The 13,563-nt window shown below is 35.9% G+C and carries 9 protein-coding genes; 5 read left to right on the top strand and 4 right to left on the bottom strand.

What is annotated here, in order from left to right; translation table 11 throughout:
* Positions 1 to 66: 66 nt before the first annotated feature.
* Positions 67 to 1,761, top strand: coding sequence for a bifunctional metallophosphatase/5'-nucleotidase (locus ACP7AV_RS07550; protein ID WP_426091419.1), 1,695 nt, complete (start codon positions 67 to 69; stop codon positions 1,759 to 1,761).
* 121 nt (positions 1,762 to 1,882) lie between these two features.
* Positions 1,883 to 3,313 (top strand): OprD family outer membrane porin, encoded by a 1,431-nt coding sequence (locus tag ACP7AV_RS07545; RefSeq protein ID WP_426091418.1) that lies wholly within the window; start codon positions 1,883 to 1,885, stop codon positions 3,311 to 3,313.
* 372 nt (positions 3,314 to 3,685) lie between these two features.
* Here ACP7AV_RS07545 and ACP7AV_RS07540 read toward each other — a convergent pair whose 3' ends face one another.
* On the bottom strand, positions 3,686 to 5,266 hold the full coding sequence (locus tag ACP7AV_RS07540) for a GMC oxidoreductase (RefSeq protein WP_426091417.1): 1,581 nt from the start codon (positions 5,264 to 5,266) through the stop codon (positions 3,686 to 3,688).
* A 263-nt stretch (positions 5,267 to 5,529) separates the two neighbouring features.
* The gene (locus ACP7AV_RS07535; RefSeq protein ID WP_426091416.1) at positions 5,530 to 5,976 is read right to left on the bottom strand and encodes a tellurite resistance TerB family protein; all 447 of its coding nucleotides are present in this window, start codon (positions 5,974 to 5,976) and stop codon (positions 5,530 to 5,532) included.
* Positions 5,977 to 6,344: 368 nt separating this feature from the next.
* Here ACP7AV_RS07535 and katG point away from each other — a divergent pair, with 368 nt between their 5' ends.
* Positions 6,345 to 8,597 (top strand): catalase/peroxidase HPI, encoded by a 2,253-nt coding sequence (katG, locus tag ACP7AV_RS07530; protein ID WP_426091415.1) that lies wholly within the window; start codon positions 6,345 to 6,347, stop codon positions 8,595 to 8,597.
* A gap of 375 nt (positions 8,598 to 8,972) precedes the next feature.
* Here the strand turns inward: katG and ACP7AV_RS07525 are convergent, their stop codons facing one another.
* Entirely contained in the window at positions 8,973 to 10,553 is a 1,581-nt protein-coding gene (locus ACP7AV_RS07525; protein WP_426091414.1) for an NADP-dependent glyceraldehyde-3-phosphate dehydrogenase, read from the bottom strand.
* A 60-nt stretch (positions 10,554 to 10,613) separates the two neighbouring features.
* Positions 10,614 to 10,925: a rhodanese-like domain-containing protein gene (locus ACP7AV_RS07520; RefSeq protein WP_426091413.1), complete on the bottom strand. Its 312-nt coding sequence runs from the start codon at positions 10,923 to 10,925 to the stop codon at positions 10,614 to 10,616.
* Between the two features lie 283 nt (positions 10,926 to 11,208).
* Here ACP7AV_RS07520 and ACP7AV_RS07515 point away from each other — a divergent pair, with 283 nt between their 5' ends.
* Positions 11,209 to 11,835: a Crp/Fnr family transcriptional regulator gene (locus ACP7AV_RS07515; RefSeq protein ID WP_426063936.1), complete on the top strand. Its 627-nt coding sequence runs from the start codon at positions 11,209 to 11,211 to the stop codon at positions 11,833 to 11,835.
* 310 nt (positions 11,836 to 12,145) lie between these two features.
* Entirely contained in the window at positions 12,146 to 13,561 is a 1,416-nt protein-coding gene (locus ACP7AV_RS07510; protein ID WP_426091412.1) for an MBL fold metallo-hydrolase, read from the top strand.
* Positions 13,562 to 13,563 lie beyond the last annotated feature (2 nt).

Raw genomic sequence — 13,563 nt, 5'->3', positions numbered from 1 at the left:
TACCCTGCTACACCATGAATTAGGCTGTAGTTTTTCCTATAAAAATCTGCTAAAAACCTAAAATAGATGAGCAATAACCGAAGAAATTTTCTAAAATCAGTAGGGACCTTAAGTCTGGGTGCAGCGATTATTTCACCTATTTCCGCTATTGCAAATTCTAATCAAATCGACGAACTTAAATTGGATGCAGCAATCGACCAAAGCAAACCGCAAACGATTACTATTCTTCAAACCACTGATGTGCATTGTCAGATTCATCCGCATGATGAGTTATTTTGGGAAAATGGGAAAGCTGTTTTTAGAAAAACGGGCGGTTATGCCTACATGGCAACTTTACTGAAACAACTGAAAAAGAAAAACCCAAATACCTATACCATTGACACCGGCGACATGTTTCAAGGTAGCGAATTAAGTGTAGAAACTACTGGTGAAGCTTTTGTTCCAATTTTAAATGCGTTGAATTACGACTTATATCTTCCAGGGAATTGGGAAGTAATTTATGGAAAAAGAAAGATGCAAACGTTGTTAGGTTCTCTGGATGCACCAAAAATCTGTACCAATATGTACCATGATTTAGGCGAAGGGAAACGTGGCGAACTTATTTTTCAGCCGTACACCATTTGGAATATTGCCGGAGCAAAAATTGGTTTTCTAGGCTACACCGATCCTTTAGTGCCGTCGCGACAAAGCCCAAATTATAGCAAAGGAATTTTATATACCAATCCCGAAGAAAATCTGGCTCATTATGTAGATGTATTACGAAATCAGGAACAATGCAGTTATGTAATTATAATTGCACATTTGGGATTATCGCAGCAAATAGCATTGGCAAACCGACGGGAATGTGAAGGTGTAAACTACATTTTGGGTGGCGACACACACGAAAGAGTTCGTAAACCAATTGTTTGTAAGTACTCAAAAGTGGTGGAACCGGGAGCATTTGGTTCGTTTATTGGAAAATTAGATTTAACTATTCTTAACGGAAAAGTCATTGATGACAATTATGAATTAATAGAAGTAGATTCTCCAAAAATAAAACCCGATGCTAAAATCGAAAAATTATTGAAAGAAAAAGAATCCATTTATTTAGAACAAATCAATAAGGTTATTGGATACAGCACAATTCCTTTGTACCGCTATTTTGTGGTCGAAAATCCTATTGATACTATGATTCTGAATGCCTTAAACTGGAAATTCCCTGATATTGACATTAATCTTTCTAATGGCTTCCGCTTTTGTCCACCAAAAACTACACCAGATCAAACCGGAAATATTGCTATTACAAACGGATTTATTTTTGATATGTTACCAGTTGACAGCACCGTAAGAACAGCCAAAGTAACCGGAAAGCAATTGAAAAACTGGCTGGAAAAAGAATTTAACAATGTTTTTGCTGAGGACGCTTCTAAACGCTTTGGTGGATGGGTGGTGAAATTCAAAGGAATGGTAGTGCGCTTTAATGCTTTTGCAGAAATGGACAAAAGAGTTCAAAGTATTACGGTGAAAAATATGCCATTAGATCCTGATAAATTGTATTCAATCATGGCCTGTGAGCGTGACGGAGATCCTGTGGACGTGCTTTGCAGAATGAAAGGTGTCATGGATGCCAAAAACACAAATTCAACCTTACATTCGGTAATGCGAGATTATTTAAAACAAAAATCTCCTGTTACACCAACACCGCAAAAAAACGCAATAATTCTTGATGCTCCTGAAACACTCTTAACTCAAGTTACCGGTGTTGATTATACTTTCACATAGTAATTAAGTCATAAAGTCGAATGTTTAAACATTCGGCTTTATTTTTTGGGCCAATGTGATAAAAGTTACCTCCCATTTATAGGACTCAGATTATTTTTGTAAAAAAATTAAAGACTTACAAATGAAATCTTTTTTCTCTATATTAATCTCAACTTTTTTACTTTTAATAAGTTTCCATTCCTTGGCACAACATCAGGAAGTTTCGGATAAACCAAGCGTTTGGAAAGAACAAAATAATGAAAAAATCGATTCCACCTCGATTTTAAATGCTTTCAAAAACGGAAACTTCAGCGGCCATTTTCGCTATTTTTTTATGAGTACCAACAATGAAACTGGCTTATCTGATTATTATGCCAATGCTCTTGGTGGCGGTGTAAAGTTTGAAACGGCTAAATTTCATAATTTTCAATTTGGTGTCAGCGGTTATTACATTTATGATGTCGGTTCTTCTGATTTTTCTAAAAAAGATCCGGTAACAAATTTATCCAACAGATACGAAGTAGCGCTTTTTGATTTACAAAACATATCAAGTAAAGGCAATTTAAGCCGGTTAGAAGAATTATATTTAAAATACAACTACAAAAATTCTAATGTAACCTTTGGAAAACAACTACTGAATACGTCTTTCATAAATTTGCAGGACGGCAGAATGCGGCCTACTGAAGTCGATGGAATATGGATCGATTTTAATGAACTGAAAAAAACTAAAATAAATGTAGGTTACCTATACGGAATTTCACCACGAAGTACCATGAAATATTTCAGAGTTGGAGAATCCATAGGAATTTACCCAACAGGCGTCAATCCCGACGGAACAAAATCCGATTATGCAGGGAATTTAGACAGTGACGGAATTTATATTGTTGGTATACAAAATGAATCGATAAAAAATTTAAAAACACTTTTGTGGAATCAATACGTAGAGAATATATTCAATTCGGCACTATTCCAAATGGACTATAAATACAATTTAAATCCAAACTCGAAACTGCTTTTCGGATTTCAGACAATTTACCAAAATGCCTTGAATTTCGGCGGAAATGAAAATCCACGCAAAACCTATTTTGAAAAAAATGGCAATTCGCAAACTTTTGGCGGAAGATTAGGCTGGCAGAATAAAAAAATAGAAATTACTTTAAATTACAACCGAATAACTGCTAAAGGAAGGTATTTAATGCCAAGAGAATGGGGACGAGACCCGTTTTACACCTTTATGGCCAGAGAACGGAATGAAGGATTTGGAGATGTGCATGCGGTAACGACCAAAATACAATATACGAATCCTAAAAAGACATTCAAATCAAATTTGGCGGTAGGTTATTTTGATTTACCGGATGTGAAAAACGTTGCATTAAATAAATACGGATTGCCTTCTTATTTGCAGACCAATGCTGATGTTCGCTACCAATTTCAAGGATTGCTAAAAGGTTTTGATGCGCAATTATTGTATGTACACAAGTTCAATGCGGGAGAAAACTATACTAACAAAAATTATATTTTGAATAAAACGAATATGAGTAATATCAATTTTATACTCAATTTCAATTTTTGAAACACTTCTTTTTTTTTATTCCAAATGATAAAATTTCGTTATCAAATAATTGATGAGGAAATAAAATATCGTTCCTGCCACTGCAAATGTGATAAAAAAGCTAATAAGGTTCAGCACAATGTTAGGGATAAACTTCAATCGGGGATGTGTCAAAATGGGCTCCCGATGCAGTCTTTCGTGAATATTTTCTTTCGCTATTTTGATTTTCTTTTTGATAATTGAATTGTTTTAAAGACGCTTGCGGTCCTGAATTAAAATAAAATTATGTTGCTGCTTAAGCACTCTAAATTAGGCAATTAATTTAATAATGAAACATTCGGAAGAAAAAATAATAGGGATTCATTTATTAACTCCTCTAGTTAGCGTGAAATTTCAAAAATCCACTCTTTCAGCAGCATAAGGAATCTGATGCATGGCTCGTTCTGCAATTGCAGTGATGGAAAGTGACGGATTAACTCCCGGATTTGCAGATATCATAGAACCGTCAATGACCAACATATTATGGTATCCAAAAACTTCATTGTTTTGATTAATTACCCCAACAGAGCGGTCTTTCCCCATAACAGCACCTCCCAATACATGAGCAGTTGACGGAATTCCTGCTACGGATTCTAAAATAAATGAAGTTGCTTTACCATTAATTATTTTGCTGTATTTTTCTGTTAAAGCAATAGACTCCGGAATGTAAGCTGACGGTTTTAATCCAGTACCTATAATCGAAGACATTCCGCCAAAATAGTTGTTTCTAAATTTTAAAGTACTGTCTACTGATTGCATGAATAATAAAACAGTAGTACTTTTTGACCAACTGTTTACCCAATAAATTTTGAAATAGGACAACGGATATTTTACCACTTGCCGCGTCATGTTTGCCATTCGTTCCAAAGTGTTTTTACCATTAGACAAAGGCAAATGAAATAATTTCCAGAAACCAGATCCTTCCGAATACCTCACAATTTCAAGATGGCTATTGTCGTCCGTTTCCAGAAGACTGCCGATAGCTACTCCTTTTGATAAATTTTTAGTTTTGTCTAACGAGGAAACACTAATTAGCGTTTCATTATTGGTTCGTATATCAGCGCCGAGTTTATCTGACAATAACGGAAGTGATTTCGTCTTTAATTTAAGCAGTAATTTAATAGTACCTAATACTCCTCCTGAAAAAATTACTCCTTTTGAAGTAAATTGTTTTTTAGATCCAAAAAATTTTGTGCTCGATTTTACAGCAATTTTATAACCTGTAGACCCATCTTTATTGTCAATTGGCAAAACATCATAAACCTCATTTTCGGCGAGGATTTCAGCACCATTATTTTGTGCTAAATAAAGATAATTTTTATCAAGTGTGTTTTTAGCATTATGTCTGCAACCCGTCATGCACCCTCCGCAAAAATTGCACCCAGCTCTTTCAGGACCTTTACCATCAAAATAGGGATCCTTTACTTTCACCCCTTGTTTTCCAAAAAAAATCGCAACATCAGGATGTTCAAATTGATCTTCTTTCCCAATTTCTTTAGCCAATTGTTTTAATGCAATATCACCGTCAAACAATTTGGGATTTCTGGACGCGCCAAGCATGATGAGCGCTTTTTGATAAAATGGTTTTAGTTCAGTTTCCCAATCTTCTAATTCGCTCCAACTTCCTGATTTATAAAATGCGGATTTTGGTATGGGCAAAGTATTCGCATACACTAAAGAACCACCACCAACCCCTGTTCCCGATATAATTACAATATGCCTGAAAATACTCATTTTCATGATACCAAAGAAACGTAGAGAAGGCATCCACAACCATTTCCGTAGGTTCCAATTAGTTTTGGCAAAATCTTCGGATTGGTACCATTTACCTTTTTCAATTACTAAAACTTTGTATCCTTTTTCAGAAAGTCGTAAGGCACTTACTGAACCTCCAAATCCGCTTCCTATTATTATGTAATCAAAATCGTAATGCATCTTTTTTTGTGTTATATCCCAAAAATAAGCAATTATTTTGAATAATATGCACGCATACTAATTTACCTAGAAAGGATTCATTTGACAGCAAAAACATCAACTTGTAGTGACCCTAATCGGATGCCGATATAATAAACGATTTGATGTAGATCTGTTTTTAAATGAATAAGAGCATTTCAAATTTGAAATGCTCTTATTCATTTAACCTAACGGTAAAATAGATCTGACTGGCTTTAAGTAATTAATGTGGTAGAACTGTCAATTTATATTCCTTTAATATTCCCTTTATTTTTCAGGAAAATCACCTCAATTATTTTACTGGTCATTCCAGCTTCTATTTTTAAGTGATTGGATAAAACTTCTATTACGTTTTTTTCTTCTTTTTCCAATGTTCCGTCGGCAAGTAAAACTTCCAATGCAAGAGCAAATACTGTTTCTTTATCAGCTTTTTCAATTAATTTACAACAGGCCGAAATGTAGTTCAATTGTCCCATTTCCGTTCTTAAATGGTATGATTTTGCATAAAGAGAAGCGACATCAATTCCGATAAATTTTTGTTTATAATGCAATATTCTCGATAATGTTGCGGTTTCTGAATCGGTAATTTGATTATCGGCAGAAAGGCACGAATATAAAATTCCAACCCAAGCTTCAGTATCGGAATTTATGGAATTTTGGTCATTATTGTTTTTAGATTCAAATAAACTCATAGTTTTTTTGGTTAAAGTTACTGCTAACAGCTTATTGGATTACTAGGATTTAGTACTAAATTATGATTTATTTTTAAGTTTTCAGGAAACTTGGGAAAACAAGCCCTTTATTCTTTAATAATGATTCAGCATTTTATTCCTATTTAAAAAAAATAGTAAAAGTCAACAGTATAATTATTACGAATTTATAAACTTCATGTGATGAAAAAATAACATTATCGACTCATAATCAATTAATTAAACGTTTTTGGTGTATTTATGCATCACTAACACTATAATTCGTTATAGTTTTTATCTATTGAAAATAAAATCAGATAAGGATGGTTTGTAGTAAATTCGCATTCAAGTAAATAAAAATCAAGTAAACTATGGAAAATAATTCAAAGCCAACCACATCGTCTTATAATGTGAACAGCGAAAGCAAATGTCCATTTAATCATGGTGCCAGCGCTGGAACTCACGCAAAACAAGGCGCCGGTTCTGCTCCGGCAAATCGTGACTGGTGGCCAAATCAATTGAAATTAAATATTTTGCGTCAACACTCTGCAGCGTCGAACCCAATGGGAGAAACTTTCAATTACGCAGAAGAATTTAAATCGTTAGATTTTGCTGCATTGAAACAGGACATTACGGATTTAATGACAACTTCACAAGACTGGTGGCCAGCCGATTATGGATCCTACTGTGGATTATTCATCAGAATGGCTTGGCACAGTGCAGGTACATATCGTATAGCAGACGGACGTGGTGGTTCTGGAGCTGGAACACAACGTTTTGCTCCGCTAAACAGCTGGCCAGACAATGCTAACTTAGATAAAGCTAGGCTACTGTTGTGGCCAATTAAACAAAAATACGGCAGAAAAATTTCTTGGGCTGATTTATTAATTTTAACTGGTAATTGTGCCTTAGAGTCGGCTGGTTTTGAAACTTTTGGTTTCGCTGGTGGACGTGAAGATGTATGGGAACCAAACGAAGATATTTATTGGGGTTCTGAAAATGAGTGGTTAGGCGACGGTCGTTACAATACTGAACGCGAATTGGAACAACCTCTTGCTGCGGTTCAAATGGGATTAATTTATGTTAATCCAGAAGGACCAAACGGAAACCCAGATCCAGTATTGGCGGCACATGATATTCGTGAGACATTTGCCCGAATGGCAATGAATGACGAAGAGACTGTTGCTTTAAGTGCCGGCGGACATACTTTGGGTAAAACGCATGGTGCTGCAGATCCAGAGAAATATGTTAGTGCAGAACCTTCGGGAGCAAGTATTGAAGAACAAAGTCAAGGTTGGAAAAATAGTTACGGTACTGGTAAAGGTGGAGACACAATTACTAGTGGTTTAGAAGGCGCATGGACTACTACTCCATCTAAATGGAGTAATAATTATTTCGAAAATTTATTTGGTTATGAATGGGAATTAACCAAAAGTCCAGCAGGTGCGTTTCAGTGGAAACCAAAAGATGGAGCAGGTGCTGGTTTAGTGCCAGATGCTCACAATCCATCATTAAGTCACCAACCTTTTATGTTGACTACCGATTTATCATTACGATTTGACCCTGCTTATGAAAAAATATCAAGACGTTTTCTAGCGAATCCTGCAGAATTCAATGCTGCGTTTGCTCGAGCTTGGTTTAAGTTGACCCACCGTGATCTAGGTCCAAAAACCCGTTATTTAGGACCAGAAATTCCTGCTGAAGATCTGATCTGGCAAGATCCTATTCCTGCAGTTAATCATCAACTAATAGACGATCAAGATATTGATTTTCTAAAAGCAACAATATTAGCTTCAGGATTGTCAATTTCTCAATTGGTGTCAACTGCATGGGCTTCAGCATCGACTTTCCGTGGTTCTGATAAACGTGGTGGAGCAAACGGGGCTCGTATTCGTTTAGAACCTCAAAAAGATTGGAAAGTAAATAATCCTTCTCAATTACAACAAGTAATTGCGAAATTGGAAGAAATTCAAAAAGAATTTAACACTGCTAATACTGGTGGCAAGCAAGTATCAATTGCTGATTTAATAGTTTTAGGTGGAAATGCAGGAATTGAAAAAGCAGCACAAAATGCTAATCATGATGTTAAAGTTCCGTTTACTTCAGGAAGAACAGATGCTTTACAAGAACAAACTGATGTTGAATCATTTGCAGTACTTGAGCCTCAAGCAGATGGTTTCCGTAATTACGTTAAGACAAAATATACGGTTTCAGCCGAGGAAATGCTCATCGATAAAGCGCAATTGTTGACATTGACAGTGCCAGAAATGACAGCTCTTGTTGGTGGAATGCGTGTCTTGAATACGAATTTTGATCACTCTCAAACTGGAATATTCACAAAACGTCCAGAGGTTTTAACAAATGATTTCTTTGTAAACTTACTTGATTTAGGTACAACTTGGAAAGCTGTTTCAGAATCTGATGATGCGTTTGTGGGTACTGACCGTAAAACTGGTACAATTAAATGGATTGGTACGCGTGTAGATCTTATTTTTGGTTCAAACTCTGAACTGAGAGCTATTGCTGAAGTTTATGGCTGTGTCGATTCGCAAGAAAAATTTGTTAAGGACTTTGTTGCAGCTTGGACCAAAGTGATGAACCTTGACCGTTTCGATCTGATTTAATTTTAGTATTTTTAATTTGTTAAAAAAGGTGATCTGGCAACAGATCACCTTTTTTGTTTTTGATTATATAAATTACAAAGCAGATTATCCCAGTTATAAAGTGACACTAATCCATCCAAATAAGAAAGCTTCGTTCCACTAAATCGCTTTTGCTAAAGCATAGATAATTAACCAAAAATCTAAACCATCATATCTAAAAGTTTTGTTTTTCATTAATTTACCGTTTCCTGTAAAACTATCTTAATTTTTTAATTATATATAAATCAAAGTATTACTTAACTTTTTTAGAATAAAAATCTCGTCACCATCCACAACTCCAAAAAAAAACCATCTCGAAAAAAACGAGACGGCTTTATTTTTCTAATTAAAATAGATTTACATTGTATAATCCGTATTAACAAAATTGGATTCTTTGCTGTTTAATAATTCCTGCAAAATAGCATTGTTGTAGTCATTGTCTTTCGAAGCTACAAAAGTTCTGATAGAGAACGAGCGCAAGGCATCGTGAATACTCAACGTTCCCACAGCTGAATCTTTTCGTCCTGTAAACGGATATACGTCGGGACCTCTCTGGCAAGAACTGTTCAAATTTACTCTGCACACTAAATTTACCAAAGTATCAATAAGTGGCGCAATGGTTTTGATATCGCTACCAAACAAACTTACTTGTTGACCGTAATTTGATTCGGCCATATCGTTTAAGGGTTCCTGAATATCTTTGAAAGTCATTATTGGTACCACTGGACCAAATTGCTCTTCATGATACACTCGCATTTCTTTATTTATTGGAAACAAAACCGCAGGAAATATATAATTAGCAGAATGATTTCCACCTTTTTCATTGATGATGGTTGCGCCTTTTTTGATAGCATCGTCAATCAATTCCTGAATATAAGCTGGTTTATCTTTTTCCGGTAACGGAGTTAGCATCACTGATTGGTCCCAAGGATTTCCAAAAACAAGCGAATCTACTTTGGCAGCAAAACGTCTGTTGAATTCATCGGCAATCGTCTCGTGAACGTATAAAATTTTCAATGCTGTACAACGTTGCCCGTTGAATGACAACGTTCCTGCGATACATTCCTGAATGGCCAAATCTAAATCGGCGTCCGGTAAAATAATAGCTGGATTCTTAGCTTCTAAACCTAATATCAAACGCAGTCTGTTTTTGTTTGGGTGTTGATCCTGCAAGGCAATCGCTGATTTGCTGTTTCCTATCAAAGCCAAAATATTAACTTTTCCGGACTTCATAATTGGCGAAGCAACCTCACGCCCTCTGCCGTAAACAATATTAATGGCTCCTTTTGGAAAACTGTTTCTGAACGCTTCCAACAAAGGGGAAATTAATAGCACGCCATGTTTTGCGGGTTTAAAAATAACGGTATTCCCCATAATCAATGCCGGAATTAGCAGTGCAAAGGTTTCGTTGAGCGGATAATTGTAAGGTCCAAGACACAATACAACTCCAAGAGGTCCGCGACGCACCATAGCATTTACACCTTGGCTTTTGGTAAAACGGGAACTATTTCGGTCTAATAATTTATAATCTTCAATAGTATCGTAAATATATTCTACAGTTCTGTCAAATTCTTTTTCGGAATCCGGCAATGATTTACCAATTTCCCACATCAAAAATTTAACAACTTCGTTACGGGTCGATTTCATTTGAGTGACAAAATTCGACATACATTTAATACGGTCTGAAACTTTCATTGTAGGCCACAATCCCTGACCATTGTTATACGCTACACTAGCCGCATTGACTGCTTCCAAAGCCTCAGTTTCGCCCATAAACGGGATTGAACCGAGGATTGTTGGGCCGTATGTTTCCGTAGATGAAATCGTTGAAAAAACTGCGGTAGTCTGGCCTTCCCACTTTTTTAATTCGCCATCCACTAAATACGTATCTTGATTTAATAATGTGGTAATCTGAAATTCTTCTGGTATTATGTTCATACTGTTGGATATTATATTTATAGTTTAAATAAATAAAAGACGCGATTGTCTTTTTCCGTTTTATGGTTCAATGACCTCGCCGTCCCATTCTGTAATGCCGCCAATAAGATTATAAGCATTTATAAAACCCAGCTGATTCATTATTTCACAGGCTTTTGCACTTCGCATTCCGGAGCGGCAATACACATAATAATTTTTATTTTTATCCAAAGCTTCTATTTCGGTTACAAAATCCTGGCCTCTGTGAATATCAATATTGATAGCATTTGCTATAAAACCTTCGTTAAATTCGTCTTCGGTTCTCACGTCCAGAATCACTGCATTTTCATCAGCTTCAAATTGAGAAACCCAATCTTCTTGTGTTAAATTCATAATGATGTTTTTTGTAAAAATACAACGTTTTTACCAAACAATAAATGCATCAATTGTTAATTAGATAATATTAATAAGAAATCGTTTTCGCAAAACATTAACAATCAAGAAAATATAAATTAAGCTTTTATTTTTGCGAAAAACAGTCTATTAAATCCATAGATAATATATAAATAATAGACGCTTAATCAAGCACTTGTATGCCGTTTTAGTCTAATAAACAACCTGCTTTTTGAGTTTTTTAAACTACTTTTACAATACAAAAAAGTGAAAAAAAATTATAATGATTGATCCGATAAAAAAAATATTCCCTTCCTTTTCTACTGAATTAGTCAAAGATGTTGATGCCAATGCGGCTATACAATCCTTCAAAACTGGTGATGTAATCATGCGAACTGGTCAGTACATAAAAAATACGGTACTGGTAATCAGCGGCAAAATAAAGGTTTATCGAGAAGATGAAAATGGTGGCGAGTTTTTTATGTATTATTTGCAACCGGGGCAAGCTTGTGCCATTTCTTTGATTTGTGCCACCAAAAATGAAAAAAGCCAAATCATGGCCAAAGTCGTTGAGGATGTTGAATTAATCATGGTGCCCTTACCATTGATGGATAAATGGATGATGCAACACCGCAGTTGGTATGAATTTGTAATTGACACGTACAGAAGTCGTTTTGAAGAAGTCTTGGAAGTTATTGACAGCATTGCTTTCAGAGCGATGGACGAGCGATTGGAGTTTTATTTAAAACGTCATGCTGATGTTTGTGGTTGTAAAGAATTGAAGCTTTCCCATCAGGAAATTGCCTCCGAATTGAATACTTCCAGAGAAGTGATTTCCCGTTTGTTAAAAAAAATGGAACAGCGCGGCATAGTTGCTTTACACCGCAATAATATTGAACTTTTAAAATAAATTCAACTGATTCACTGAGATAATCCGTTTTTAAAAACCCTTTTTTTTGTCCAAATTTTTTATACCATTTAATTAGTAACTGTTTTTCAATACTTTAGATTCTTGTTTTATAAAAAATTTACTTTGTAAAATGAACACTAAACTTAATTTTTGATTATCTTTAATATTGTTTTTTTGTTTAATATTTGAAACAGAAGCATACAATCCAACCAATCATTTTTCTTATTCCAATAATAGTAATGTAACAATTGTCACTGTTTTTCTTAAAAAACAGAAATACATTTGTACTGTACATTTAAAAAACGCAATCATGCAAATAGAACAAATATACACCGGATGTTTAGCACAAGGTGCTTACTACATTACTTCAAATGGTGAAGCTGCCATTATTGACCCGTTACGGGAAACCCAACCTTATCTCGACCGACTAAAAAGAGATGAGGTGAAATTAAAATACATTTTCGAAACCCATTTTCACGCTGATTTTGTTTCCGGCCACGTCGATTTAAGCCGCCAAACTGGTGCTCCAATCGTTTATGGTCCAAATGCTACCTGCGAATTTGATTGCATTTCTGCAAAAGACGGACAGGAATTCACCATTGGAAACATCAAAATAAGGGTACTGCACACTCCGGGGCACACCATGGAAAGCTCCACTTTTTTATTGATTAACGAAAACGGAAATGATCACGCTATTTTCTCCGGAGACACTTTGTTTATAGGCGATGTGGGAAGGCCGGATTTAGCTCAAAAAGCGGCACACATGACACAAGAACAATTGGCCGCTACCCTATTTCATTCGTTACGAACAAAAATCATGACTTTGGCAGATGATGTCATGGTTTATCCCGCGCACGGTGCAGGAAGTGCCTGTGGAAAAAATATGAGTACGGAAACCGTTTCGACCATTGGCGACCAAAAAGCAACTAATTATGCATTACGCGCAAATATGACAGAAGCCGAATTCGTACAAGAGGTGACGGAAGGTTTATTGCCGCCGCCCGCTTATTTTGGTATGAATGTGGCCATGAACAAAAAAGGATACGACAGTTTCGAAAACGTTTTGAATTTAGGAATGCGTGCGCTGTCACCATCAGAATTTGAAGTGGCCGCTGAAGAAACAGGAGCCTTACTTTTGGACACTCGTAAAAACGGAGATTTTGCCAAAGGGTTTATTCCGCAATCTGTGAATATTGGAATTGATGGTGATTTTGCTCCTTGGGTAGGCGCTTTAATTGCCGATGTGCAACAACCAATCTTAATTATTTGCGAACCAGGACAAGAGGAAGAAACCGTCACTCGCTTAAGTCGTGTGGGATTTGACAACTTGATTGGTCATCTGGCAGGTGGTTTTGATGCTTGGGCAAAAGCAGGAAAAGAAATTGATACCGTAAATAGAATTTCAGCCGAACAATTTGCCAAGGAAGTAAAAATTGGCGAAAGCAAAATAATTGACATTCGTAAAGAAAGTGAATACTGCGCAGCGCATGTTGAGGAATCATACAGCAAGCCATTAGCGGCTATTAATGAATGGGTTAAAGATATTAATCCAAAAGAACACTTTTACCTGCATTGTGCTGGTGGATACCGCAGTATGATTGCCGCTTCAATACTAGAAGCGCGTGGTTTTAGAAATTTTACTGAAATTGAAGGCGGTTTTAATGCTATTGCAAAAACGGATGTTCCAAAAACCGATTTCGTATGCCAAAGTAAAGTTTTGAAATAATT

Source organism: Flavobacterium sp. DSR3-2, assembly GCF_049896525.1.
Taxonomy (GTDB): Bacteria; Bacteroidota; Bacteroidia; order Flavobacteriales; family Flavobacteriaceae; genus Flavobacterium.
Note: the sequence above shows the minus strand (reverse complement) of the source record. Positions and strands in the feature narration are given on the sequence as shown.